General features: G+C 50.0%; 25 protein-coding genes. 15 read left to right on the forward strand and 10 right to left on the reverse strand.

The annotated features are described in order from the left end of the window. Positions 1-10: 10 nt before the first annotated feature. Positions 11-2,707, reverse strand: coding sequence for an EAL domain-containing protein (locus ACQKD4_RS02265; RefSeq protein WP_427372341.1), 2,697 nt, complete (start codon positions 2,705-2,707; stop codon positions 11-13). 111 nt (positions 2,708-2,818) lie between these two features. After that, positions 2,819-4,630: an SH3 domain-containing protein gene (locus tag ACQKD4_RS02270; protein WP_427372342.1), complete on the reverse strand. Its 1,812-nt coding sequence runs from the start codon at positions 4,628-4,630 to the stop codon at positions 2,819-2,821. Positions 4,631-4,909: 279 nt separating this feature from the next. On the opposite strand from ACQKD4_RS02270, the gene ACQKD4_RS02275 reads away from it, so the two are divergent. Then, a complete protein-coding gene (locus tag ACQKD4_RS02275; protein ID WP_427372343.1) occupies positions 4,910-6,769 on the forward strand; it encodes a sensor domain-containing phosphodiesterase in 1,860 nt (619 codons plus the stop codon). A gap of 421 nt (positions 6,770-7,190) precedes the next feature. Beyond that, the gene (locus ACQKD4_RS02280) at positions 7,191-8,564 is read left to right on the forward strand and encodes an MFS transporter (protein ID WP_427372344.1); all 1,374 of its coding nucleotides are present in this window, start codon (positions 7,191-7,193) and stop codon (positions 8,562-8,564) included. Between the two features lie 41 nt (positions 8,565-8,605). Here ACQKD4_RS02280 and ACQKD4_RS02285 read toward each other — a convergent pair whose 3' ends face one another. Both ACQKD4_RS02285 and ACQKD4_RS02290 read right to left on the reverse strand, forming a co-directional pair. Then, positions 8,606-9,979 (reverse strand): sensor histidine kinase, encoded by a 1,374-nt coding sequence (locus ACQKD4_RS02285; RefSeq protein WP_427372345.1) that lies wholly within the window; start codon positions 9,977-9,979, stop codon positions 8,606-8,608. Positions 9,980-9,991: 12 nt separating this feature from the next. After that, positions 9,992-10,678 (reverse strand): response regulator transcription factor, encoded by a 687-nt coding sequence (locus ACQKD4_RS02290; protein ID WP_214784321.1) that lies wholly within the window; start codon positions 10,676-10,678, stop codon positions 9,992-9,994. A gap of 107 nt (positions 10,679-10,785) precedes the next feature. Between ACQKD4_RS02290 and ACQKD4_RS02295 the strand changes: the two genes are divergently transcribed. The 3 genes from ACQKD4_RS02295 to ACQKD4_RS02305 are packed head-to-tail and all read left to right on the forward strand — an operon-like array spanning position 10,786 to position 13,724. Beyond that, complete coding sequence (locus tag ACQKD4_RS02295; protein ID WP_427372346.1) at positions 10,786-11,547, forward strand: ABC transporter ATP-binding protein; 762 nt, start codon at positions 10,786-10,788, stop codon at positions 11,545-11,547. Further along, a complete protein-coding gene (locus tag ACQKD4_RS02300; RefSeq protein ID WP_427372347.1) occupies positions 11,534-13,366 on the forward strand; it encodes an FtsX-like permease family protein in 1,833 nt (610 codons plus the stop codon). The genes ACQKD4_RS02295 and ACQKD4_RS02300 overlap by 14 nt, the downstream gene beginning before the upstream one ends. A gap of 13 nt (positions 13,367-13,379) precedes the next feature. Then, positions 13,380-13,724, forward strand: coding sequence for a YxeA family protein (locus ACQKD4_RS02305; protein WP_427372348.1), 345 nt, complete (start codon positions 13,380-13,382; stop codon positions 13,722-13,724). A gap of 48 nt (positions 13,725-13,772) precedes the next feature. Here ACQKD4_RS02305 and ACQKD4_RS02310 read toward each other — a convergent pair whose 3' ends face one another. Next, entirely contained in the window at positions 13,773-14,216 is a 444-nt protein-coding gene (locus ACQKD4_RS02310; protein ID WP_427372349.1) for a MerR family transcriptional regulator, read from the reverse strand. Positions 14,217-14,533: 317 nt separating this feature from the next. On the opposite strand from ACQKD4_RS02310, the gene ACQKD4_RS02315 reads away from it, so the two are divergent. The 7 genes from ACQKD4_RS02315 to ACQKD4_RS02345 all read left to right on the forward strand — a co-directional run bounded on the left by ACQKD4_RS02315 (position 14,534) and on the right by ACQKD4_RS02345 (position 20,158). Then, complete coding sequence (locus ACQKD4_RS02315) at positions 14,534-14,743, forward strand: hypothetical protein (protein ID WP_214784309.1); 210 nt, start codon at positions 14,534-14,536, stop codon at positions 14,741-14,743. Positions 14,744-14,811: 68 nt separating this feature from the next. After that, positions 14,812-14,952 (forward strand): YvrJ family protein, encoded by a 141-nt coding sequence (locus ACQKD4_RS02320; protein WP_214694127.1) that lies wholly within the window; start codon positions 14,812-14,814, stop codon positions 14,950-14,952. Between the two features lie 27 nt (positions 14,953-14,979). Further along, positions 14,980-15,192: a hypothetical protein gene (locus ACQKD4_RS02325; protein ID WP_074036277.1), complete on the forward strand. Its 213-nt coding sequence runs from the start codon at positions 14,980-14,982 to the stop codon at positions 15,190-15,192. Positions 15,193-15,218: 26 nt separating this feature from the next. Beyond that, positions 15,219-15,431 carry a DUF2922 family protein gene (locus ACQKD4_RS02330; protein WP_074036279.1) on the forward strand — a complete coding sequence of 71 codons (213 nt, stop codon included), beginning with the start codon at positions 15,219-15,221 and terminating at the stop codon, positions 15,429-15,431. Positions 15,432-15,555: 124 nt separating this feature from the next. Next, complete coding sequence (locus tag ACQKD4_RS02335; RefSeq protein ID WP_427372350.1) at positions 15,556-17,400, forward strand: methyl-accepting chemotaxis protein; 1,845 nt, start codon at positions 15,556-15,558, stop codon at positions 17,398-17,400. 182 nt (positions 17,401-17,582) lie between these two features. Continuing rightward, positions 17,583-19,289, forward strand: coding sequence for a methyl-accepting chemotaxis protein (locus tag ACQKD4_RS02340; RefSeq protein ID WP_427372351.1), 1,707 nt, complete (start codon positions 17,583-17,585; stop codon positions 19,287-19,289). 119 nt (positions 19,290-19,408) lie between these two features. Next, positions 19,409-20,158, forward strand: a complete 750-nt coding sequence (locus tag ACQKD4_RS02345; protein ID WP_427372352.1) for an SDR family NAD(P)-dependent oxidoreductase — start codon at positions 19,409-19,411, stop codon at positions 20,156-20,158. A 35-nt stretch (positions 20,159-20,193) separates the two neighbouring features. Here the strand turns inward: ACQKD4_RS02345 and ACQKD4_RS02350 are convergent, their stop codons facing one another. Then, entirely contained in the window at positions 20,194-21,069 is an 876-nt protein-coding gene (locus ACQKD4_RS02350) for a tetratricopeptide repeat protein (protein ID WP_214759628.1), read from the reverse strand. A 118-nt stretch (positions 21,070-21,187) separates the two neighbouring features. On the opposite strand from ACQKD4_RS02350, the gene ACQKD4_RS02355 reads away from it, so the two are divergent. Further along, on the forward strand, positions 21,188-21,412 hold the full coding sequence (locus ACQKD4_RS02355; protein ID WP_427372353.1) for a hypothetical protein: 225 nt from the start codon (positions 21,188-21,190) through the stop codon (positions 21,410-21,412). Positions 21,413-21,431: 19 nt separating this feature from the next. Further along, the gene (locus tag ACQKD4_RS02360) at positions 21,432-21,596 is read left to right on the forward strand and encodes a hypothetical protein (RefSeq protein WP_214816856.1); all 165 of its coding nucleotides are present in this window, start codon (positions 21,432-21,434) and stop codon (positions 21,594-21,596) included. Between the two features lie 11 nt (positions 21,597-21,607). Here the strand turns inward: ACQKD4_RS02360 and ACQKD4_RS02365 are convergent, their stop codons facing one another. After that, complete coding sequence (locus ACQKD4_RS02365; RefSeq protein ID WP_427372354.1) at positions 21,608-22,789, reverse strand: hypothetical protein; 1,182 nt, start codon at positions 22,787-22,789, stop codon at positions 21,608-21,610. A 133-nt stretch (positions 22,790-22,922) separates the two neighbouring features. Between ACQKD4_RS02365 and ACQKD4_RS02370 the strand changes: the two genes are divergently transcribed. Then, a complete protein-coding gene (locus ACQKD4_RS02370) occupies positions 22,923-23,483 on the forward strand; it encodes an AAA family ATPase (protein ID WP_427372355.1) in 561 nt (186 codons plus the stop codon). A gap of 34 nt (positions 23,484-23,517) precedes the next feature. On the opposite strand, the gene ACQKD4_RS02375 is transcribed toward ACQKD4_RS02370, so the two are convergent. The 3 genes from ACQKD4_RS02375 to ACQKD4_RS02385 are packed head-to-tail and all read right to left on the reverse strand — an operon-like array spanning position 23,518 to position 24,795. After that, the gene (locus ACQKD4_RS02375) at positions 23,518-24,237 is read right to left on the reverse strand and encodes a carbohydrate deacetylase (RefSeq protein WP_427372356.1); all 720 of its coding nucleotides are present in this window, start codon (positions 24,235-24,237) and stop codon (positions 23,518-23,520) included. Further along, entirely contained in the window at positions 24,206-24,499 is a 294-nt protein-coding gene (locus tag ACQKD4_RS02380) for a PTS sugar transporter subunit IIB (protein WP_214694114.1), read from the reverse strand. The genes ACQKD4_RS02375 and ACQKD4_RS02380 overlap by 32 nt, the downstream gene beginning before the upstream one ends. After that, a complete protein-coding gene (locus ACQKD4_RS02385) occupies positions 24,496-24,795 on the reverse strand; it encodes a PTS lactose/cellobiose transporter subunit IIA (protein WP_427373260.1) in 300 nt (99 codons plus the stop codon). The genes ACQKD4_RS02380 and ACQKD4_RS02385 overlap by 4 nt, the downstream gene beginning before the upstream one ends. Between the last annotated feature and the right edge of the window lie 14 nt (positions 24,796-24,809).

Raw genomic sequence — 24,809 nt, forward strand, 5'->3', positions numbered from 1 at the left:
AAAGGGACACTCAATTCGAGTGTCCCTTCGTCTTGACCCATGATTCAAATGAAGCCGCATCGAGTGCGGGTGAGAAGTAGTAACCTTGCCCGAGCTCGACCCCTTCCCGAATCATACGGGACAGGTCGCTCTCGGTCTCGATCCCTTCCGCGAGAGCGGTCAACTGCTGTTCGTTCGCAAAGCGTGAGACGGCACGTAAGAATGACGTGCTCTCTTTCGCTTTCCCACTCACATACATCCGGTCGATTTTCACTTCCTGAATCGGTAAGTGCCAAATCGCTTCGAATGAGGCATATCCAGTCCCAAAGTCATCAATCGAGAGACAATACCCGAGGTCGGCGATATCTTCTAACCGCTCGAGCTCGCTCGCATACGACATGATATCGGATGACTCGGTCAATTCGATTTTCAATCGGTCCGGTAACCATGGATATTTCTCAATCGAATCCCGAAGTTTTGTCACAATCGATGGGTCGACAGAGTGGGCCGACAAGTTGAACGAGAGAGAGATGTCTTCAAACGAAGTTCCTTGCCAAGCGACGAGTTGTTCAATCGTCTGGTCGAGGATGTTGTGCGACAGCCAAAGGATTTGATCGGACCGCTCGGCGATTCGGATGAATTCGTTCGGTGGAATGATTCCCATCTCAGGATGTGTCCAACGGGCGAGTACTTCCGCACCGACGACGCGTCCGGTTTTCAGTTCGACTTGCGGCTGATAGGCGATCGTCAAGTCACCTTTTCGAATCGCATCCGGAAGTGCCTGTTCGATTAAGGCGGCGAGCTGCATCTGAGCTAAGATGTCTGAGTCATACCAAACGAGCGGCGTACGTGTTTCTTTCGCGTGCTGTAAGGCTTTCATCGCCTCGAATAGGCAATCGTTATACGCCGGTTTCGTCTCGGTCGCACCGAGTTGGATATGCACGTTTTGTCGCTTGTGATTGACGGTCAATTCGCTCGGGAACAATTCCAGCAGTTCATGTTCATCCTCGGCAGTGAAACCTTTCACGTACAACATGAACATATCATCCCGATATCGACCGAAGAGATGGTGCGCATATTTCGATAGACGGGTTTCGACAGCGCGGGCGAACTCCGTCATGAGTAGGTCCGCATACGCCGGGTCGTACCAGTCGACAAGATGATGGTAGTCGTGCAGTCGGATCAGGACGAACGCTCCGTCAATCTCTTGACGCTCCCACTTCCTGATGAATCCATACTCGTTATAGAGATTTGTCGCCAAATCGAAGCGGACGAGTCGGTCGACTTTTCGCTCCCGTTCGACCCGGTCGGTCTCATCTTCGACAATCAAATAGTACGTCAGTTTTTCTTCCCGTTTGAGTGGGGTGAGCTTGATGTTCAAATAGCGTGTGTGTTCACCTTTTAAATGAATGATGAACTGTGCGCTCGTCCCTTGGTCGGTCACGCCTTCGAGTGCTTGCTCGAACAGGCGCCGCCCCGTCTCGGTGAACAGTTGATTGATTTCGTATAAGTTTCGGTCACCGAAAAATTGACGGAACATCTCGTTGCGTTCCATCAGGTTATACGAGTCGTCCATCAAGGCGATAGCGAGACCCGTCTCGGAGAAGAGCGATGACCAACGTTCGTGATAGCGGACGAGTTCTTGTGAGCGATTTTCGAGCTCATGGACGGTCGAATGGACGCTCACCGCGATCTCACGTAATTCGTCCTCGATGCCACGGAAGTCATGAGTTTTCGGGAACGTCGCTTCGACCGGATCTAAACTTGGGTCGATGGCAAGGGCGCGTGCTTTCAAATGCGCCAAATCGTGATTGTATCGGTTACGCGTATAGTAGAGCAGGAAAATCAGTCCAAGCGACAAGAGGAGCGTCACGACAAAGGATGCCGTGGCAAGGATTTGAAAGTGTTTACTTTCCTCTTGCAACATCGTCTCGGACGTGGAACGAATCGAGCGAAGGGCAGCGTAGGTATCTTCGTAGACGTTCGTCGAATTGACGTAACGGGCTTCAAGTGATGCTTCACGACTGGCCATATTCGCAAACGATTGACCACTTTCCGCGACATCGATGACGGCTTTTGTTTGTAACGCCTCGTTCTGGTCGATAATTTTTTGGATGATGATCGCTTCATTGACGATTAAGTCAACGGTACTCATCAGTTGTTCTTCATCAATCGGTTCACGATATAATGCATCACCATTCCGCATGAGCATCGATTGCATCCGCATCATCGCATCCGTCAGCTCATATGTAGCGTTCGGTTGATTGGTTTGTTCGAGCGCTTGATAGAGCCAACGCCGATTGATTGAACTGATGACATCAGACGGGACCGCTTCGAACTGTTCTGCATCGAGAACGCCTTCCAAGTCATTCGAAAATGTCTGAAGCGTCTCTCGTTCTTGTTCGTCTACACCTGATTCAAAGTCTTTTTGCAGTCGTTCATTGTATTGAAGCGCGCGCTCTTTATAAGGGATAGAAAGAAATGATGTCGTTTGATTCGATTGATCCTCATAGCGAGTCGCCGCCTCGAATAAGGTGACATAGGCTTCGACGCCAGCGAGGTTTGCTGCCTGATTCAAGTTCGTGATCGTCTCGTCGATCGCCTCTTGTTTTTCATGCCAGTAATAACTCGTCCCGAGTCCGAACATCAAGACACCGATGAGACAAGCGATTGCTAGTACCATCGTGTAGGTACGGTATGGAATTTTAGCAAAACGGGGTTGACCCATCTGGCACCTCCTTTTTTCTTCATCATACTTCCGATTCCGTTTCACTGGATGAAAATCCTGCAAAACGAAAGAAAAACCCGACTTTCGTCGGGTTTTATGGTGTGACCAAAGTCACGGTCGTTTATAACCAATCAAGCGTGATTGCCAATACGGTTCTTTACTGATTTGGTTGTAGCCTAAGCCGAACGATCCGGCATGAATGAATGTATCGGCATTGATCATGATGCCCATGTGTGAAGGTCCCGCGGTATACGTATTCTCGAAGAAGACGAGGTCACCCGCCTGAGGGACGAACGACGTCGGTAACTGTGGACCAAAGTAAGCACCAGCCCAGTAATTGGCCACGTTTGTACGTGGGATGCTGACACCTGACTGATTGAATACATAATAGATGAGACCTGAACAATCAAAACCACCGTTTGATGGGCTAGAAGAGGCCCATACATAAGGAGTGCCGACGTATTGTTTTGCCACCTGAATCGTTGCAAGTCGTGTCGCCTGCGCGTTCTGACCTTTGATTTCGGTGACAGCTGATTTTGCGACGAACCCTGACGCGAGCTTGTAGTGGGTCGTCGTTTCCCCGATGACGTTCAACAATTCCCCGCGTAGTGTCGAACCGACCGTACTGCTCGACTCGTTCGCCTGTGCCCGAATCGCTGTCGGGTAATACGTATAGTATGAATTCGCATCATACGAACCTTCTACCCACGTTGGTCCCTCGGTGCCGGTCGAGCCTTTTGAGACCGTCTTGACGTAAGCTGAAGCGACAAACCCGACCGTATTGCCATAGTAGATTTGAAGCCAGCCGTTTGACGCTTGAACGACACGTAGTGTCTGTCCGGCCTTGACGCTCCCGATAATCGTCGCATTCGTCGATGCGCTCGATCGAACGTTCAAGGATGGCGTGTTGACGACATAATCGACTTCCGCATTCCCAGCACCGGCATCGCCTTCGTTCGGGGTTGGGTTGCTTGGGGTTGTCGTCGTCTGTTTCAAATATCCGGCACTCACATACCCAGATTTCCCGTTATACGTGACGTAGTACCAGTCACCTGACTGTTTCGTCGCTTGAACGACAGTACCGTTTGGGATGGTCGTCACGAGTGCATAGCCGATGCCGGCGCCTTGGCGTACGTTCAAGTTCGCCGTCGTGACAAACTGCTGGTTCACCGTATTTTCCGAAGGTGTGCTCGGAGTTGGCGTAGTCGTGACAGGTGTAGACGGTGTCGCGGATCCTGATGTCGTTAAATATGTATGAGCGACATAACCTGTACGTGAGCCATATTTGACTTGTGACCAAGAACCTTCTCGTTTTAGCACTGTGACGGCTTTCCCTTTTGGAATCGTCAATACGATACTGGCTTTCGTCGACTTAGAAGCACGGAGGTTCAAGTTGACTGTCGTCTTCGCAGTAGTCGCACTCGGTTTCACGCTAGGTGGTGTCGTCGGTGCGGGTGCTGTAGAAGTCGACGTCGAAGTCTTTTTCAAATACCCGTTATGCACCCAACCCGTTTGACCACCGTAGCTCACTTTTGACCATGAGCCGTTCGTTTGGATCGGTGTGACGACTTTTCCTTTTGGAATCGTCAACAGGATCCGATGGGACGTCCCGGCGCCCGAGCGTAAATTTAATGCATCCGTCGTCGCCATAGGCGTCGTGCTCGACGTTGAGAGTGACGAGCCGCCAGTCGACCCAGAACCCGATACTTGAAGGGTTTGACCGACTCGGATCGCATCAGATGTTAATCCGTTCAACGATTTTAATGCTGAAACGGAAAGGTCATAGGATCGGCTAATGGACCACAACGTATCACCGGAACGCACCGTATGTGTGCTTGCGGCGGCGGCTTCATCTGTATGCGCCAATACGCTGACCGCTGCGAGAGCCGCGAATGAATAGGTGAGACCTGACTTTGGATTCATAGCGTCACTTCCTTTCAAAAATGAGAGCGAAACATTCAACAAGTGAAACAATACAATTTCATTGTACGGTGAGATGAAATGTGCAAGCAATGGGACAAATGGTCAATTCGGGTCTCTTTCTTGTAAAGTAGGTCAATAATTTATAAGTGGGAATAAATCCCTATTCAGTTGATTCAAAAAAGTAGGAAGCATTGACTTTCTGTTGAATTTTGGAAAACGTGAGATAAGAGGTTTCATGCTATTATAAGGTCAAATCAAATGTGGTGAGGTAGCAGACTGATGGTCGAGAAGAACTTTTCAAGCCAAACATATCGTAAACATCAAGAGAAACTGTTCGAGCTCGTACGCATGCCGGTTGTGACAGAGGACACGGTACAGGAGGCAACGCGGTACATGTGTGAAATCGTTGCCGATATGCTGGCGGTCGATACGGTGTCGATTTGGCATTTTGATTCATCCTATCGGTCGATTTCATGCCAAGTCGCCTATTCTCACGAATCAGGGACACATTATCCAAAACTGACGGTTCACCGCGAACTCGCCCCGGACTACTTTGATGCATTGCAAAAAGACCGAGTGCTTGCATTTGAAGATGTCCGCAATCATCCATGGGTGAAAGAACTATATACCGACTATTTCGTGGAAGGACAACGAATCCAGTCGATGCTCGACGCCCCAATCTATGCGAACAATCGCGCCAAAGGTGTGATTTGTTGCGAGACATTCTTCTTACGGGAGTGGACATACCTTGAAGAGTTGATTGTCAGTACACTGACGGATTTTATTTCAATTCTCTATTTCCGACTCGATCGACAGGCAGTCGATACACACATTCGTCGTCTAGCCTATATAGATGAATTGACGGGTCTTTTAAAAGATACAGGTTTCATCGAGAAGATGGACGAGGAACGTCAGCTTCAACCGCAACAACTGGGCGCCTTAGTCTATTTGAAAGTCGATGATTTTCGGTCGGTCGAAGATGCGATTGGAATCGAAAAATCAGATGAGATTGTCCGGGAAGTGGCCAATCGCCTACGTCGTTATGTCGACGAGTCGAATCTGAGTCGTATGTCGCAGTCAGGATTTGCGATTTGGTTACCGTATGGGGATCGGATCAAACTGAATGCCGTCGCGGATGAATTGTGTGAAGTTCTCGTACGCGATCCGTTCCTTGTCGATGAGTTAGAAGTCATCTTGACGATGAGCGCGTTTATCGCCATCGAGCAAAAGGACATCACGACGCTCGAAATGGTTCATCGGGCACGCATCGCCGCGAGTGAACGGGTACTTCAACGGGCGGCGATTGTCTTTTATGAAGAAGAGATGGGAACGAAAGCGGCGAACCGACTGGTCTTGGAGATGAATTTACGGAGTGGGCTCGCTGGGAATGAGTTCATGCTGTATTATCAACCGAAAATCGATGCGACGACTGGAGCGCTTAGAGGGTTTGAAGGCTTGATGCGTTGGAATCATCCCGAACGAGGTCTCGTCCCTCCGCTCGACTTCATCCCGCTCGCCGAATCGACAGGAGTCATTATTGACTTAGAAGAGTGGGTGTTCGTGACGGCCTGTCGTCAGCTCAAGCGATGGCATGATCGAGGAGAATGGTATTCACTTGCCCTCAACTTATCAGCACGTCACTTCTTGTCTGAAGGAGTCGTCGAGAAATTCGCCCAAATTGCTCGGGAAGAGGGTGTTTGTACGAGCTATTTGACGCTCGAGATCACGGAGAGTGTCGGCATGGAAAACCAACAGCATGTCATCGACCGGTTTGTCGCGTTCCGTGAAGAAGGATTTTCGATTTCAATCGATGACTTCGGGACCGGATTCTCGGCGTTCGTCTACTTGAAGCATTATCCGATTCACGAGATCAAAATTGATCGTCAGTTCATCCAAGTGACGGAGAACGATCCGACCGGGAACGTCATCGTCGAGTCGATCGTTGACCTTGCGCGAGGACTGAATTTGAAGACCGTCTGTGAAGGGATCGAGACGATTGAACAATGGCATGCGTTACGCGAACTCGGCTGTGATGAGATGCAAGGGTATTACTTCTCTAAGCCGCTGCCGCTCGAAGAACTGGAAACGTGGATTGCCGACTACAGAGTTCATGAAAGAGACAGCTTCTCAAAATGGTAAAAGCGAAGCAATTGAGATAGCTGTCTGACATTGCTCTTCTCTCGTAGGAGTATGTCGTTATAGGCATGTAAGGACAAGGGTCACCTAAATTGGTGATCCTTTGTTTGTTTTGAGATATGTACAATCGATGAGTGGACTCAATATTTTTTGCGAGTCAAGAAAAATGAGGGAAACAATTGTTTAATTTAGAAACGCGGTGAAATAAATTGAAAAGCATTCATTTTTCGAATTTATCATTGGAATGAGGTAAACTAAATCTAATAATTTTAAGTGAGGAGGCGAAGCAATGTATCGGATGATTTTGATGATTTATGCACTTGAATACATTGGTGATCGCCTGAATACAGAACCAGCGCTCATTTGAGCCGGCTCAAATTTTTGGAACGAGTTAGTAATCGAACCTAAAAGGAGAGCCTATTTCATGAACATTATACAAGTCTCGAAAACAGAACATCTTACCTATTCACCTAAAACCATTCTACTCATTTGTCTGGCGCTTGCATTTGCTGTGATGAATGGAACTATGTTTAATATAGCACTTCCTGATATCGCAGAAGCGTTCGCGTTAAGTACTACTCAAGTTAGCTGGATGGTCACTGGCTTTATTACCGTTTTTGCGTTAGGGACATTGATTTATGGACGGCTTGCTGATATTTTTCCAATTCGTACTCTCTATACAACAGGAATCGCATTATTGTCTCTTGGTGGGCTAATTGGTTTTTTAGCCATTTCGTATGAGATGTTGATAATCGGAAGGATTGTTCAAGCGATGGGGGCAGCGGCCATTCCCTCTCTGTCTTTCATCATTCCGGTACGCTATTTTCCTAAATATCGTGGGCAAGTGTTTGGATATCTTGCAGCTACCATTGCTTTTGCCTCGGGGATTGGTCCGATTGTCGGCGGAGTAGTAGGAGGAGTACTCAGTTGGCGATTTATCTTTTTAATTTCTGTTGTGAGCGCATTAGCCATTCCAATCTTCAGAAAATCACTGCCTGTCGGAAGTAGACGACCGAGACAAATTGATTACATTGGTGCACTCTTAGTCGGCCTTTTCGTCACTTGTTTACTTTTTGCGTTGACGAAGTTCGCGTTCATACCGTTAGTCATGGCAGGGGTAACCCTATCTCTACTCGTATGGAGGATAAAAGTTGTGCCTGATCCGTTCATCAATCCTGAAATGTTGAAAAATCCTTTTTATAGCCGTATTTTGATGACAAGTTTTTTTGGAACTTTTATTATTTCAGGTCTTTTGTTTACGATGCCTCTATTATTACGCGAGTTGTATCGTTCTTCAACAATGGAAATCGGGTTCATCATGTTCCCTGGAGCACTGGTTGCAGGAGTGTTAGGAAAGTTTATCGGTAAATCTATTACAAATAAGGGTGGAGAACGGTTCACGCTTTTCGGACTATGTTTAATTACCTTTGGGACGTTCATTCTTGCCTACGTCGTCGGTTCTAGTGTTTGGGTGGTCACGACGGCTTTATTTATCGCTTATCTCGGTTTCCCACTGATTCAAAGCGCGACAGCAGACCTAATCAGTCAATGTCTCAACGAGCAGGAAAGTGGCACTGGACTGGGGTTGTTTAATTTATCGAACTTTTTTGCTGGCGCATTCAGTAGTGCTTTTCTAGCGAAAATGATTGAGATGAATGGTTTATTTAGCTTTGACCTTTTACCGTCAGCGTCAGCAAACTCAACGTTCAACAGTCTATATTTTATTTTAGGCGTGATTGGGTTGATTACGACCGTTTGTTTTTTTCGATTGAACAATATGAAACAAACAAAGTTATAACCTTTTTACAGCAAAGGGACGCCTGAGTGCGTCCCTTTTTGCTATGGTGTGAAGATGATTCGGATGGTCGTCCCTTGTCCTTGACTACTTTCTACCTCGACCTTCCCATCATGTGCTTCGATGATATCCCGTGAGATTGCCATTCCGAGACCACTCCCACGAGCATCGTCCGTGTTCGTTCCACGGTAATAGCGTTCGAATATATACGGCAATTCGGCTTCAGCAATCCCGCTTCCGTCATCCTGGATTGTTACGACATCATCACGGACCTGAACCGTCACGATGACCGATTCATCATTATGAAGGAGGGCGTTATATAGGAAGTTGAGCAGAGCGCGTTTCATAAAGTGACGATCAATCGAAACGGTCGTTGCCGTGGTCGCCTCGAATTCAATCTGACGCTCACTGAAACGGGGGTCGTTCAACACATCAATGATGACTTCGCGAACGAACGGCTCGAGGCGGGTCTCTTCTAGCGCAAGCGGGAAGTCGCCGTGTTGCAGACGCATCGTCAAGTTGAAGTCATCGAGCAATTCTTTCATATATTTCGCCTGGCGTTCAATCACGTGTACGTATTGGTTACGCTCGGCTACTTCTAGCGATTCGTCATCCAATAGTTCGGCGTATCCTTGAATCGAGGCGAGTGGAGTCTTCAAGTCATGCGACACGTTACTCATCCATTCTTTCCGTCGCTCATCGAGTTCCTCGCGTTGTCGTTCGTACGTCGTCAGTGTCTCGGAGACCGCATTCAAGTCATGGAAGACAGGGCGATAAATCCCGACACGTTTCGGTTCGGATGTCGAAAAATCGCGTTGCTTCAGTTGTTGGATGCGCTCGGTCAGTCGATAGACAGGGCGGGTCAATCTGGAGCTAAACAAAAGACCGATCAAGGCGGCTACGAGCAAATCGACGACAAGAATCCAAAGGAACGCCTTTGCGATATAGGAGAGGATCGCTTGTTCATCCAGCATAAAGAGTGCCCGGCGTTCGCTGGCGTCCGGAACACCGATGAGGTAGCTATAGTCGTCAAACTCTCCGATGAAGTAAAGGCGAAGCTCATCATCCATGTATTTATAAATTTGAATCAGCTCAATCGGCGAATAGGCATCCGGTAAACCACTCGGTGCGTCAATCTCACTGACGACTCGTCCCGTCTCATCTAAAAAGCGGATGAACGCCCCATACTGCTCGAGCGCCTCCTGACCTTCAGTTGAGACGACGGGTTCTCCATCCTCAAGTGACAGGTACGTGCTGAAGTTGCGAGTGAACGTCTCCCCTGAGTTGCTTTCGACATCGTCGATGCCCGTTCGGTCGTTGACGAGAAGTCCGAACAGAATGGTGATGTTGAGAAAGACGACGATGGCGACAATCAATACAATCGACAGTAAATAGCGACCGGTCAGCTTCCATTTCATCATGATCGCTCCTTACACCGTCAACCGATAGCCGAGACCTTTGACCGTCTTGATGTAGGTCGGGGCAGACGGGTTCGGCTCGATTTTTTCACGTAAACGTCGGATGTGGACCATGACCGTGTTATCCGAACCGAAAAACGATTCGCCCCATACTTGTGTAAAAAGGGTCTCTTTGCTGAGAATCCGATTTGGGTTTCGCAAAAAGCAGGCGAGGAGACCGACTTCTTTCGCCGTCAATTCCAATCGTTCGCCGTTCATATACACTTCCGTCTCATCTTCATTCATGAGGAACGGTCCGACAGTCGTCTCTTCCATCGGTGCTTCCATCATCGACAGCCGTCTGAGTTGTGCTTTGACGCGGAAGGCTACTTCTTTCGGACTGAACGGCTTCGTGATGTAATCGTCACCCCCGATGGCGAGCCCGAGCAGTTTGTCGACCTCTTCTGATTTAGCGGATAGGAAGAGGATGGGGATGTTCGAGTGTGCCCGAATCTGTTGGCAAAGTTGATAACCTTCCCCGTCCGGTAACATGACATCCAAAATTGCCAAATGCGGATGGAACGTCTCGAAGACGTCATACCCGTCCTTCAATGTGTGGGCGGTCCGGATTTGCGTGATTCCTTCCTTTTCGAGTGCCCGTTGCATCAACGTACATAAATCTTGTTCATCATCCACGATGAGAATCCGTGGTTGTTCCATCGTAATCACCTCTTAATCAAGCATATCACGTAAGGATTTTGTAAGGTACGCGTGAGTTGAAGTTAAGACAAGGGGCGTAATGTAAGAGTCAGAAAGAGGTGCTGAACATGGAAACATTACTACAAGTGAAATCGATTCAAAAGACATATGGAAAAGGAAATACGACGTTTCAGGCGCTTGATGACGTCTCGTTCACCATCGAACACGGTGAGTTCGTCGGAATCATGGGACCGTCCGGGGCCGGGAAATCGACGCTACTGAACGTCCTCGCGACGATTGATACACCGACGTCCGGTGAGATTCTCGTAGAAGGGGAAGATATCGCGTCGATGAACGAGGAGGCCCTCGCCGACTTCCGCCGTGACCATCTCGGCTTTATCTTCCAAGACTACAACCTGCTCGACTCGTTGACGGTACGGGAAAACATGTTGCTCCCGCTCGCCGTCTCGAAGACGCCCGTTCACGAAACACGAGAGAAAGTCGAACGGTTGGCGAAGCGTTTCGGACTTGAAGGAATCCTCGACCAATATCCGTATCAAATCTCAGGGGGACAGAAACAACGGACGGCCGTCTGTCGTGCCTTGATCTCGGACCCGAAACTCATCTTCGCCGATGAACCGACCGGCGCGCTCGACTCGAAGTCAGCGACAGATTTGTTGGATACGCTCGCACGGTTGAACGAGGCCGAGACGACGATCATGATGGTGACGCATGACGCCTTTGCAGCAAGTTTCTGCCGCCGTGTCCTCTACATTCAGGATGGGCGTTTGAATAAGGAACTGATTCGCGGCAACGCCTCGCGGGATGCGTTCTACCAAACGATTCTCGAGGAACTGGCGAAAGGCGGTGCCGTCGATGACGCTATTTGAGCTCGCGAAGAAAAACGTCGCGCGTAATTTGTCGCGATACGCGCTCTACGTCGGGACGACGATCTTCTCCATCGTCATTTATTTCACGTTCGCGACGCTCAAACATAGCCATGAGATCAGTGCGCTCGCGGAGACATCGAAGAAGATCAGCGGGCTGATGAGTACGTCGACGTTCATCCTCATGTTGTTCGTCGCGCTCTTCATCGCCTATTCGAACGCCTTCTTCTTGAGAGGGCGGAAGCGGGAAGTCGGGCTCTATTCACTACTCGGGGTCCGAAAGAAACAAATCGGGTTGTTGCTCTTGTTTGAAAATATCGTCATCGGAGCGGTGTCGTTGATTGTCGGGATCCTTCTCGGGCTCTTCGGGTCGAACGCGCTTCTCCAACTGTTGATGCGTCTCATGAAAAGCGACCTCGACATCGGGTTCGCTTTCTCGGCGTCGGCGCTCGTGGAGACGTTCCTCGTGTTTCTTGCCATTTTTCTCTTTACTTCGTTCCAAGGGTATCGGGTCATCTATCGCTTCAAGTTGATTGAGCTGTTCCATGCGGATAAGAGCGGGGAAGGCGTGCCGACGGCGAGAGGATGGATCGCTCTTATGGGTGTCTTTACAATCGGGGTTGCCTATTGGCTCGCGCTTCAAGACTTGATGACGTCCTCGCTTTGGAGAACGCTCGGACTCGCGATGCCGCTACTCATCATTGGATTGAGCGTCATCGGTTCGGCGCTCCTGTTCCATAGCGTATTGATCTTTGCGTTGGCGTGGCTCAAACAACATGAGCGCTGGTCGTGGAAACGGCTCAACTTGTTGACGACGTCACAACTGCTCTATCGCATCCGTGGCAATGCCAAGACGCTCACACTGATCAGTATCATCAGTGCGACGGCCATCACGGCCGGTGGTGCCATCTTCAGTGTCTACTATTACGCGGAAGAGAATGTCGCATCCTATACACCGTACACGTACGCCTGGAAAGGAGAGGCGGTCGATGTGAAAGGGGCGACGTTCGAATCAAGCGTGGAACAAAAGACGATCCGAATGGAAGCGCAATACGGAGAACGAGAACTTGGCGTCATCGATGCGTCGACCTATCGTCATCTTCTCGAAGGTCTCGGACAAGAAGAGCCTGTATCGTTTCCGGAGGACGAGGTGTTGTCGGTCGACCCGTTCTATGACGAGCGTTACTCGGAGGAAATCGAATCGGTCGAACTTTCAGCAGGGACATTTAACGTCGCGACACGTGCCGAAACTTCACCACTCAACGTCATGACGTTCGGTGGCACGTTCCTCGTCGTCTCAGACGACGTGTTTCAAACGATGACGGAGCCGAGCGAGACGTATTACGTCGCCCTCATGGAGTCGTTCAAGGATCAACAAGTTCAATCTGAACGTTTGGCGAATCTCGGGCTCGAATCGTTCTCGAGCGCGCCAGACGTATACGCGGAAACGATGGCGATGAACGGGGCCCTCCTCTTCGTCGGCACGTTCCTCGGACTCGTCTTCCTCGTCGCGACAGGCAGCGTCATCTACTTCAAGACGATGACGGAAGCTGAGGATGACCGGGCGAAGTACGCCATCTTACAAAAAATCGGGATATCCGAACGGGACGTGCGACGGACGGTGAGTCAACAGATCATCGTCGTCTTCCTCGCACCGTTCGCACTCGGGATTTTGCATGCGACGGTCGCCCTCATTGCATTTTCGAACTTGTTAAGTATGAATTTTACGGTGCCCGTTCTCGCATGGATGGGTGTCTATACGTCCATTTATGCGGTCTACTACGGGATTACGGTTCGTCGGTTCATGACGGCCATTCGATAAGGAGAGAAAAAAGATGAAGAAATGGATTGGAATGGGAGTACTTGCCATCCTACTCCTCGCGGGTTTATTGCAAGTGGATTGGAATCGATTTGGGAAAGACACCTTGTTTGTGGAAGTTCAAACACCGAGTGACGTGGAAGAGACGACACTTGAAAATGGGGATGTGATGAGACGATACGTGTACACGCAACCCGCGTATACACCAGAAGGGGAGTCGAAAGAAGTCACGTTTACCGCAGGAAAAGAACTTCGAGAAGGGGCGTATTTGCGCTTATACGTTAAAGACGGGGATACCGTCACCTCGTATGACGAAGTCTCCCGCGAGGACGTACCGCGTTCGGTCATTCAATATTGGTAACAAAAAAGCCATTCGTCATGAGCATCATGGCGGATGGCTTTTGCCTGCTCAGACGACAGGCGCTTCATAAGCGTTCAGTTCGAGTTGTAATATGTACGTCAATTCATGATGCGCCAATTCAGAGAAGTTTGTCTTTTTGACATGTGTCCGTGGACGCAATCCGCATTCTAATGCGATGTCGACAATGGTACGAATCTGATTTTCCGTATAGAATCGCTTCCGGCCGAACGTGAACGGGGTAGTTGGCAATACGCCATCTGTCTCCCATTTAATCAACTGTTGTTGGCTGCGTGGAATACCAGCCACACTAAAGGCACGGCTCAATTCTTTGAGCGGATAGACAATCAAATGTTGCTCTTTATACGAGATTGGTTTTCCTTGTTCCGGTCGGTATGCATCCCATTCGGTCGCTGAAAACGTCAGGTCGGCCTGGTCGAAGTCGTGTTGAGCGGAAGGAATAGAAGTAGTACGTGCGAGGTCTAAGCTGTTCATATGATGGATCTCCTTCTTCAAGACTGACTGGTCATTTCAAAATGTCTTCTTACGTATCGTACCCCATTTTCAAGATTTTAACTTACAGTTTTTTCAAAGTGGGGAAATGATTCATGGGACTTTTGGCGTAATTTTGAACGATGTCTGTCGAACATTAAGATACCCTAATTGGTATCAAAACTCAAGCTTCGCAGTAAATATTTGAAAAATGAATAAAAATTCAGACAATATGGGACTTTCGTCTTGAAGACACCTTGAAAATAGTTTGAGCACATTTTTCTTGTAAGCGGTTAATAAGGGCGAAGGAGGTGAGACAGATGGCAACTTACGAAGAAGTGGCGACGATGTTTTATTTGGACACTCGTCGACTCGTGGATGGGAAAGAGAAGAAGCAGCTCGTTCGCTACGGACCGCTCGGCGGTCAAATGGATGAGGCGTTGATGCGGCAGTTCGGAGATTTACTGACGGCACTCATCGATGTCGAATCCGTCAATTACGTCGTCGCTAAAGAATCGATCGTGTATTAACACGGAGGACTTATGCAAAACCTCACTCGTACCGGCACCGACATTTGGCATGATGAGCAGGTGGTCACATGAGTTGGCCCGAACTCATCTCGAATCTCGGGTTCCCGATCGTCGTTTCGCTCTATTTGCTTCATCGAATCGAGACGAAACTCGATCGGATGATCCAGCTCCTCGAGCGCATGGATGATTCGACCTTATCAGAAACCTAATCCCCCATTGAAAGGAGCCATCCCCCTATGGCTGTCTTAACGGAAAAGAAAGCGACACTCGTCTTGACGACGCACCACGACATTGAAACGGCAAAACCGACGAAAAAAGCACAACGGTTCGGTCCAGTCCGTGCCGACCTCACGGCCGATACGGTCAACGCGTTCGGTCGTCTCTTGATCGATTTAGTGATTCAAGAAGACGCAGACCTCGGCATCATCCGCGAATACGATTTAGTCTAACCCATACCCTAAGGAGGACATAACCCATGACTGACACAAAACTTGAAATCTCATTTTTAGACGCATTCCATAAGGTCGTTCGTTTCCGTCTCAACAACGTGAAACAACCCGTCGACTCACAAAAAATCGAAGCATTGGCGGACTTCATGGTCGCCAACGATCCACTTGCGAAAAACGTGATGGAATGGACGGAAATCAAAATGATTGAAGGCACGCAGACAGTATTGAGTGCAAAATAATCTGTTGGCTGGCGACTCTTGCAATTGGGGTCGCCTTTTTTAAGTTTGGTCAATCCCCTTCACTATTTTCAGAAAATTGTCGATAGTATAGGAAACACTGCATGATTGAGAGGGGAATACATAGATGGCATGGAAATCAATCTGGTCTAAGACACTCAGTCGGATCAAACGAAAACCGACACGGACGTGGAAATCGACGCTCAAACGAAAACGTGGAGAGAAGCGTGAACGCACGACATCTTTCGGGGCGAACGTCGGCAAGAACTTGACGATTCGTCAAAAATTGTGGGGACTCGTCATCATCTCACTCGTCATGGTCATTGGCGTCGGTGGGTATGCACTATTTTCGATGAACGACGCGAACCGTCAAGCGGACGATATCGTCAACAACTGGAACAAAGGGCTCGACTACGCCCATGAACTGAACACGCTCGCAGCGAACTATCGCACGCTCGAACTTGATCACATCGTGACAGAGGATGCAACGCAAAAAGAAGAATTGATGACGCAAATGAAAGAGATTCGGGATGAAATCAATACGATTGCGCCGAAGTATGAAGAAAGAGCCGTGAATGAAGAGGACAAAGAACTCTTCCATAACTTCTCACGTCAATGGGAGATGTATCAACGTGTCTCGGACAACATGTTAACGTTCAGCTCGACCGGAAACACGGGCATGGCACGATCATATTATGATGCTCAGTCGCAGTCGACATATGACAACTTCACACAAAAACTAAGTGATCTGGTCGCATACAACTCAGAAGGATCACAGCGTGTCGGACAGGACATGGAACGTGAATTCATGCAGTCGCTCATGGCGCTCGTCGCCGTGACGGTCGGAGCCGTGGTCATTCTATTATTCCTCGGACTCAGTTTGTTACGCTCGATTATCCGACCGATGCAGACGCTTCAGACCCGCTTTGATGAGCTCGCAACGCAAGGCGGCGATTTGACGATGACAATCCCGGTGACGTCGAACGATGAGATTGCCCAAGTCAGTCGCTCGTTCAATACGTTCCTCGGGACACTGCGCGAAATTATGATTGATGTCGATGAGACGGCAAAAGTCGTCCTGTCCTCTTCAAAAGATGTATCTGCAGAAGTGACGCGACTCAGTCACTATATGGAAGAAACATCTGGGACGGTCGAAGAATTGACGGCTGGGATGGAAGAAACGGCAGCATCTTCGCAAGAGATGAGTGCTTCGACGACCGAGATGGGAAGCTCGATCGATTCCATCGTCGACTTATCCAACGATAGTGCTGAAACGGCGACACGTGTCGAGACACGCGCGCACGAAATGCGTGAACAGGCTGTCGTCTCGAAGACGGAGGCCGTGACGATTATCGAGAAGAAACAAGTTGAACTCGCGGAAGCGATCAAGGGAGCACAGTCTGTCGAAGAGATTCGCGTCTTGACGACGGCCATTCTCGCCATCGCCGATCAGACGAACTTGCTCGCATTGAATGCATCGATTGAAGCGGCACGAGCGGGTGAAGCGGGTCGTGGGTTTGCGGTCGTCGCTTCTGAAATCCGTAAACTTGCAGAAAACTCACGTCAGACGGTGAACGAGATTCGTGACGTATCAAACACGGTCATCGATTCGGTCGAGCGCCTCAACACGAGTTCGGCTGACATGCTGACGTTCTTGAACACGAAAGTCATGGCCGATTACGATCGTCTCGAAGAGGCTGCGACGCAGTATGAACAAGACGCAACGGTGTTCGGCGAGACGGCGAAAACGTTCGAAGGCAATGCGCTTCAACTCCGACATATGACGGACAACATTCTCGGCGTCATTCAAGAAGTGGCGACGACCGTGACAGAAGGCGCGGACGGAACGCAGTCGATCTCAGAGAAAGTTCAACTTTCGGTCGAACGCTTCAATGATGTCCAGGCGAAGATGAGTGAGACGGAAAAACGCGCGAGCGAACTATCGAATCGCGTCGCTCAATTTAAACTATAAGCAGTAATCAGAACCAGGCGTATGTCTGGTTCTTTTTTTGCTGTCTTTTCGAAAGGTAAGTCAATGCATTTGTGAATTTCAAATTGTTGGTACAAATTAGGGTGTGATGTCCGATATAAAAAAGGCAGTACTTAAACAAAAAGAGAAAAAGAGGTGGAAGAGGAGAAGACTCCTCGTAAGTCGTGAAAACAGTATTCAACAAATGGACGTTGTCCAAAAAAATTATGGCGAGCATCGGATTGCTCCTCATCTTGACGTTCGTCGGGATGGGATACAACCTTTGGACGCTCGAACGCATGACAAGTCAGTATGAACAGATGATCTCAAACGATGTCATGAAAATGAAAGCGGCGGACGATTTGGCGCTCGGAATGGTACGCCAAGCATATGGGGTCCGTGGCTATGTCTTGGTTCAGGATGATGAACGCAAACAACAAATCATCCAAGGTGGAGAAGAAAAGAAAACGGCCATCGAATCATTGATTGAACTGGCAGACAATGAAGCTGAACGGAACGAATTTGAAGCATTGCTTGAATATGCGACGGGGTATGATGCGCTCGCGTCACAAGCAATCACCGCAATCGATGAGAATGACCAAGAGGCAATCGACCGCGTGACGCTCCGTCTCATGCCGGACGTCACGAAGTCGATCTCATCGACAGGGGAGGCCCTTCAAGCCGAAACGGAGAAAGACATGTTGACGATGCAAGCGGAACTCCAACAGGCGGGCGAGCGTGCTTTCTTGTATTCGATTGTCATCGCCATTGTGAGTGTTGTGTTGATGGTGGGGGCAGGATACGCCATCAGTCGAATGGTGACGGCTCCGCTACGCTTTTTAGCGAAAGAAGTGGCTGTGGTCGCAGAAGGTGATCTGACACGTGCAGACCTAGAGGCACTCACACAAGATGAAATCGGACAGTTGATGACCGGCTTCAACCGAATGAAAGGAAACTTGCGCGAATTGATTGACCGTGTCACACAAAACGCACAAGAAATCACAGCACAATCTGAAGAGCTGTATGCGAGCACAGAAGAGATGGCGTCACAGACGGAAGAGACGACTCGCCTCATCGACCGGGTCGTGGAAGAAACGGTCGCCCAGGCGAAAGAAGCGAGTGATTCAGCGCGGTCCGTGGCAGCTGCGGACGAAGGCATCGGTCAAATCGCCGGTTCAATCGGTTCGATTGATGATGATGTGTCACAAAGTTTGAAACTCGCTGAAGAAGGTGGAGCGACGATGACGCAGGCGAAAGACGAGGTGCGTGCGCTTGAGCGAGAGACACGTCTCACTGGAGAGTCGATTTCGGCCTTGAAACAACAGTCGGATGAGATCGCCCTCATCACAGAAGTCATCCAATCGATCACCGATCAGACGAACTTGTTGGCGCTGAACGCAGCCATCGAAGCGGCACGTGCCGGCGAACAAGGAAAAGGATTCGCGGTCGTCGCAGAAGAAGTGCGTAAACTCGCGGAGCAGTCGAAACAATCGGCGACACAAATCGCTGGGCTGATTGAGTCGATTCAGGCGCAATCGAATGCCGTCCTCGACCAACACGTCGTCAGTGCGAAGCGTGTCGAAACGAACTCACAGTTACTCGAACAAGCGACACGTGCGTTCGAACAGATTGTCCGTCAACTCGAGACGTCGGTCGATAACACGTCGCACATCCGCATCGCGTCAAGCGAGATTGCGAAGACGACGAAGCAAGTCGCGACATCCTCTCTTCAAATGTCACAAGACAGTGAAGCGATGGCCGGAACGATGCGTTCGGTCGGAGAAACTTCTGACGCACAACTTGCGATGATTCAAGAATTGAACGGCGTCGCCGAGTCACTCGGAAATATGACGAGCGACTTACAGACATTGATTGGTAAGTTCACAACATAATGTGAGGGAAGTCCTGTCTCTTCGGGGTCAGGACTTTTTTTCATTCACATCGAGACGATTCATGAAGCAAAAAGTAGGGAAATGAAAACAGGGTAAACGAAAAAAAGGGAGTGGATCACATGAAATATACCGTCATTACAGGAGCAAGTTCAGGAATTGGCTATGAGACAGCGAAGCTGCTCGCTGAAAAAGGGAAATCACTCGTCCTCGTCGCGAGACGAAAAGATGAGCTCGAATCGCTGCGAGACGAAATCAAGTCGATCTCGTCAGAAAGTGACGTCATCATCAAATCGACGGACCTCTCATACAGTGAGAACGTATATGGTCTATATGAATCACTCGCCGACCTCGATATCGAGACGTGGATCAACAATGCTGGGTTCGGAGATGCAGACCTCATCAAAGATGTCGATTTAGGCAAGATTGAGAATATGATTCGCCTGAACATTGAGGCGCTCACGGTCTTATCGAGCCTGTACGTCCGCGACTACCACGATGTTGAGGGAGCACAGCTCTTGAACGTGTCGTCTGTCGGTGGCTATCGCATCGTGCCAAACTCGGTCACGTATTGTGCGACGAAGTTTTACGTGAGTGCTTATACGGAAGGGCTCGCACAAGAATTGATGAATAGTGGCGCGAAGCTTCGGGCGAAAGTGCTCGCACCGGCCGCGACCGAGACGAGCTTTGCCGACCGGGCGCGCGATACGGAAGGATTCGACTATAGTGAGAACGTGGCGAAGTATCATACGGCACGCGAAATGGCTGAGTTCTTGTATGACCTTCTCGAAGGGGAAGAAGTCGTCGGGATTGTCGATCCAGAGGACTATTCGTTCAGTTTACGTGGACCGATTAAACCGTACGCTGGATAACCTAAAAAATCACGCCACTGTGTGGCGTGATTTTTTCATGACATCGGGACGGTGTAGCCACCTGTGAAGCGATGTGTCAGACGGCGTGTCCAATAACGCATCCGGAGACGCAATACATAAAACTGTGACGTGTTCGGGAGAATGACGTTGTTCACATAGTCGGCGAACATGTGGCGGAACGTCCGGTCTTCACTGCGATCGTAAGTCGCACTCCACATGCCGTGGTTCTCGACTTCGAGGAGCATCCAAATCATCTCTTCGGTGAGCGGGTCCTCGTCTTCAAGTCCGGCGGAGAGGGAAGCGAAACGTTGACTGCAGATGGCAGCGTATAAGGAATGGGCATGTGAGTCATGCGGATTGGCCGTCAAATAGCCGCTCGCCGTTTTCATCAGTTCGTCCACCATCTCAATCGGGATGTCATCGTATACTTGGAAAAACTCGAGAAGCATCGGGACGGTATCCGGTCCGAGTCCGGCAAGGCGGACGTAATGCATGACGTGAAGGCCGGCCTCTCCGTAGAACTTCCGCTCGAAGTAATGAATGGCGATGGCACGGTGCATGAGCGGAACGTCAGGATAGCGTTCGACACCTCGGAGGAAATGCTGCTCCGCCTCGAACGTGAAGCCCGTATCTTCGCTGACGATCCCGTTCAGCATGTGAAGGATGAAATGGTCACCTCGTTCACTTGCTCGATCGAGCCACTCCTTTGCCTTTGCGGTGTTCCCTTCACGAATATACGGATAGGCGCGCATCGCGGGAAAGAATGGATCTTCTGGGAAAGCCGTCTCGCCACGTGTCGCAAGTGCCGTAATTGCTTCTGTGTTATACGCGTCTGTTAATTCTGCGAGGAGCATCATCTCAAGAAACGTGCGTTGGAAGTCTGGGCTGTGTAAATCGATGGTGTGTGTCATGTGATCTCCTCCTCACGAATATAGGTGTGGCTTTATTATACTTGTTCTCGAAACGTGGGAGTAGCATCTTTTTGAAAAACGGGAAATGGAAAGTAAGGTGTGAAAAGGAGGGGAAGACATGGCGACGTTCACAGGTTATATCGCAGAAGTGATGGAAAGGAAGGTTCGGGTCGCTCCGTCACGGGAGTCAGAACCATTCGACGGCATCGTGTTTCATTTAGAGGAACCATTTCCTGAAGAAACACCGCTTCTCGTCGGTCAATATGTAAGAGTCGAGCACGATGAACGGGTAACGCGATCTCTGCCGCCGCAGACAACGGCGCAACGCATCGATGTGTTATGATGAGGACGAGGTGAACCATATGGGACAACGTAACTTTTTGTGGCTCGGAGCCGTGATTGGATTCAGTGCCCTCGTCGTCTGGTTATTGCAAGACGCGCTGCCATTTTGGGCATTATCCATCTTGCTCCTCGGACTCGGGGCCGTGCTCGGAAATTTGCAAAGACGATTCACACGAGACAAATGACAAGCACACCATCACTCGGATGGTGTGCTTGTGTCGTTTTCTTCAACATTCTCTTCTTCCACCACATCTTCTTCCGTGACCGGATCGTCCTCGACAATGGAGTCCTCTTCACCATCTGGTTCAAGCGTAGTCGGTTCCTCCGGTTCAACTGGCTCCTCAGGCTCGACAGGTTCCTCTGGTTCAGTAGGAACTTCTGGTTCTGTCACCGGAGGGTCATCCTCGATTGGCTCTTCCGTTTCCGGTGGATCAGCTGGTTCTGTAGGTGGTTCTGTTGGTTCTTCAGGTGTCACCTCAGGCGTAGCCGGTTCGGTCTCTTCTTCTACCACCTCTTCCTCGACGTTCTCTTCAGCAGGTGCTTCCGGTTCAGTCGCTGGCGGTAGCTCAGGCTCTGTCTCTGGAACGCTTGGAGCTTCTGGGATGACGACCGGTTCTTCTGTCAAATCAGGTCGGATCGGCTCGACCGGTGCGAGTTCGACCGGCGGCGGTGCGGCTACGTCTGAATCAATCAACGTGCGGAGATCTCGTTCGAATAAGGCGGTCGGTAAGGCAATCCCTCGTAAATGAATCGCGACGACCCGACCGGATGCTGAGAGGAGGGGGCTACCATACGCATAACGTGGCAATTCAAAGTTTCGGATGTAGCCGTTCTCTGCGAATGTGACCGTACCATTCATGCGTTCCTTCATAGTCAATGTGATGAGGCTTTCATCTTCTGCGGCGATAGCTTGCGTCAGCAAGAACGGGGTTTTGTCGGTTTCTTCGATGCGAATGACGGCAATCAAACTCGTACGACCGACGACTGTTCCGGAGACGGCCTGTCCGTCATGGTACATGATGATGTTCGTCAAGCCGGCTACGTTCGAGGCCGCAGTGACAACGTCCTGGGAACTGACCAAAAAGCCGGTCCCATAACTGACGCTAAAGAGACTGTCTTGTAACGTATCGAAATCGGCGGTCGTCGCTTCGTCAGCAGAAACGGTATCCTCACCAACTGGTAAGTCGACCTGATCGGCGAGCGAGTCGGTCGAACGCAACATATCCGTGAAATAGGCGTTTCCAATAAAGGCGGCAAAAGCGATGAGTGCAATGGCGAGCGGGGTGACGAGTAACCAAATTGTGCGACGTGAGCGGCGGCCACACGTCGGACAGACCGTTTTCGATCGTGTCTTCTTTCCGCAGTGGGGACAAGTCACGGGGGCACCTTCTTTCTAAAAAGTTCGATGTTATGCTTATTCCTTCAATTGGAAAGAGGTAAACAAATATTTTAGGAGGCTTCTCCAATTGAACGTTCGTGGTAAAATCGTCAAAAGCGCAGGGGGAGATTCAATGAAATTCATCATCTTATTCGGTCCGCAAGCCGTCGGTAAAATGACCGTCGGACAGGCACTCGCCGACCGGACCGGGCTCAAGTTATTCCATAACCATATGACGATCGACCTCGTCGGACCGTTCTTCAATTACGGGACGGCAGAAGGGAAACGACTCGTCCAACTGTTTCGGCAAGAGCTGTTCGAGTCGGTCGCCAAGAGTGATCTACCCGGCATGATCTTCACGTTCGTCTGGGCGTTTGACATGCAGGAAGACTGGGACTACGTGAAAAACGTGACGGGCTTGTTCGAATCACATGGGGCGGATATTTACTACGTCGAGCTCGAGGCAGAGATGGAGGAGCGGCTCGCGCGCAATACGACCGAAAATCGTCTCACCCATAAACCGTCGAAGCGTGACATCGCCTGGTCCGAGGCGGAACTGAAACAGACGGCGACGATGTATCGCTTGAACTCGCGTCCAGGGGAATTGGATGTCGAGCATTATCTTCGTATCGATAACACGAATCTAAGTCCGGAAGAGACAGCGACGCAGATTCAACGAGCGTTTGACCTATGAAAAAGCGGGTCCCCAACAAGGGAACCCGCTTTTATCATGCCCACCAATCGGGGCGCTGATAGTCGACCAACACCTGTTTTTCGAGGAGGCGTGGCACAAGGTAAGAGGTGATGCTCGGAAGATGATCGTCGAGGTCGGCCGGATGGACCATCACTTCGATGGACCCTCCAGGTTCGATGGCATCGAGCGTCGAAGGGGAGACACCGTCCGCGTAGAACTGATCACTGAATCGTTCGGTCACCCACAAGTCCCGGCGCGACCCGAGCGTCGTTAAGGCCCGAAACGTCGTGTCAAATTCTTCAGCGAGACGAATGATGACGTCATGCAGGACCGGCCAACCGTGAACATGGTGATGACTGTCGAGATGGTCGAGCGGGAGACCTGTCGCAAGAAACGCCTCGATTTGGGCTTTCCACTCGAGATAGACGAGCTCCGGGTCAGGTGGTGTCTCGGTCAAAAAACGGCTCGTGTAGCGGAACGTGCCGTCTTCTTTTGTAAGGGGTGCACTCGTGTCGGCGAGCGGTTTGCCCCAGGACAAGACGAGATGGACACCGACGCGAAGCGACGGATGCTGTTTCGCGAGATGGACCGCCTCCTCGACGGCATACCCGTTCATAATCATTGTCGCCGAATTCACGATTCCATTCAGATGACTCTCCAAGGTGCCGGCGTTCACACCAGTCGTCAATCCAAAATCATCGGCGTTGACCAAGACGAATGTCTTAGGCATTGACGAGACCGAGTGCCTGATCAAGGACGAGGTCACCTTTCATCATTCCGTACGCCATATTGTCGATGACCGCGACCGGTACGTCGACGGACGATTTGATTTTCCCTTCAAGGTAACGAACTTGTGGTCCGATCAAGATGACGTCAACGTTCGTCTGTTCTTTCAAACGAGATTCCGGGATGGCGTCAATGGATGCGTCGATTCCACGGTTCGCAGCTTCTTTACGCATTTTTTCCACTAAGATTGATGTCGACATACCTGCCGAGCAGACGAGTAAAATGTTCATGTTGTTTCCTCCAATCGATTCAAACGGGTGATTATGTCAATCATTTCGACAGCGAGTTCTTTCACCGTCATCGCCGTCATGAGATGGTCTTGGGCGTGGACGAGGAGGACGCTCATATCGCTCGTCGTCCCCCGTGCCTCTTCTTGTAACAATTCTGTCTGTAATTTATGTGCGTCTAGAAAAGCCGTATCGGCTTCTTTTAATTTGGCTGTCGCCTCGTCCGCTTCACCGCGTTTTGCCGCAGCGATGGCTTCGAATGCCGACGAACGGGCATTGCCGGCGTGCAGAATAATCATAAATGAGAGTTCTT

It is taken from the genome of Exiguobacterium sp. NPDC077395 (assembly GCF_050269125.1).
In the GTDB taxonomy this organism is placed as follows: Bacteria; Bacillota; Bacilli; order Exiguobacteriales; family Exiguobacteriaceae; genus Exiguobacterium; species Exiguobacterium aestuarii_A.

Bases quoted from the DNA above. Each gene is read 5' to 3' on its own strand.
- ACQKD4_RS02285 (WP_427372345.1), bottom strand. From the start codon at position 9,979: ATGAAATGGAAGCTGACCGGTCGCTATTTACTGTCGATTGTATTGATT.
- ACQKD4_RS02350 (WP_214759628.1), bottom strand. From the start codon at position 21,069: ATGACACACACCATCGATTTACACAGCCCAGACTTCCAACGCACGTTT.
- ACQKD4_RS02310 (WP_427372349.1), bottom strand. From the start codon at position 14,216: ATGAACAGCTTAGACCTCGCACGTACTACTTCTATTCCTTCCGCTCAA.
- ACQKD4_RS02335 (WP_427372350.1), top strand. From the start codon at position 15,556: ATGGCATGGAAATCAATCTGGTCTAAGACACTCAGTCGGATCAAACGA.
- ACQKD4_RS02270 (WP_427372342.1), bottom strand. From the start codon at position 4,630: ATGAATCCAAAGTCAGGTCTCACCTATTCATTCGCGGCTCTCGCAGCG.
- ACQKD4_RS02345 (WP_427372352.1), top strand. From the start codon at position 19,409: ATGAAATATACCGTCATTACAGGAGCAAGTTCAGGAATTGGCTATGAG.
- ACQKD4_RS02325 (WP_074036277.1), top strand. From the start codon at position 14,980: ATGGCTGTCTTAACGGAAAAGAAAGCGACACTCGTCTTGACGACGCAC.
- ACQKD4_RS02300 (WP_427372347.1), top strand. From the start codon at position 11,534: ATGACGCTATTTGAGCTCGCGAAGAAAAACGTCGCGCGTAATTTGTCG.
- ACQKD4_RS02280 (WP_427372344.1), top strand. From the start codon at position 7,191: ATGAACATTATACAAGTCTCGAAAACAGAACATCTTACCTATTCACCT.
- ACQKD4_RS02320 (WP_214694127.1), top strand. From the start codon at position 14,812: ATGAGTTGGCCCGAACTCATCTCGAATCTCGGGTTCCCGATCGTCGTT.
- ACQKD4_RS02360 (WP_214816856.1), top strand. From the start codon at position 21,432: ATGGGACAACGTAACTTTTTGTGGCTCGGAGCCGTGATTGGATTCAGT.
- ACQKD4_RS02295 (WP_427372346.1), top strand. From the start codon at position 10,786: ATGGAAACATTACTACAAGTGAAATCGATTCAAAAGACATATGGAAAA.
- ACQKD4_RS02385 (WP_427373260.1), bottom strand. From the start codon at position 24,795: ATGATTATTCTGCACGCCGGCAATGCCCGTTCGTCGGCATTCGAAGCC.
- ACQKD4_RS02265 (WP_427372341.1), bottom strand. From the start codon at position 2,707: ATGGGTCAACCCCGTTTTGCTAAAATTCCATACCGTACCTACACGATG.
- ACQKD4_RS02355 (WP_427372353.1), top strand. From the start codon at position 21,188: ATGGCGACGTTCACAGGTTATATCGCAGAAGTGATGGAAAGGAAGGTT.
- ACQKD4_RS02315 (WP_214784309.1), top strand. From the start codon at position 14,534: ATGGCAACTTACGAAGAAGTGGCGACGATGTTTTATTTGGACACTCGT.
- ACQKD4_RS02275 (WP_427372343.1), top strand. From the start codon at position 4,910: ATGGTCGAGAAGAACTTTTCAAGCCAAACATATCGTAAACATCAAGAG.
- ACQKD4_RS02370 (WP_427372355.1), top strand. From the start codon at position 22,923: ATGAAATTCATCATCTTATTCGGTCCGCAAGCCGTCGGTAAAATGACC.
- ACQKD4_RS02305 (WP_427372348.1), top strand. From the start codon at position 13,380: ATGAAGAAATGGATTGGAATGGGAGTACTTGCCATCCTACTCCTCGCG.
- ACQKD4_RS02330 (WP_074036279.1), top strand. From the start codon at position 15,219: ATGACTGACACAAAACTTGAAATCTCATTTTTAGACGCATTCCATAAG.
- ACQKD4_RS02380 (WP_214694114.1), bottom strand. From the start codon at position 24,499: ATGAACATTTTACTCGTCTGCTCGGCAGGTATGTCGACATCAATCTTA.
- ACQKD4_RS02290 (WP_214784321.1), bottom strand. From the start codon at position 10,678: ATGGAACAACCACGGATTCTCATCGTGGATGATGAACAAGATTTATGT.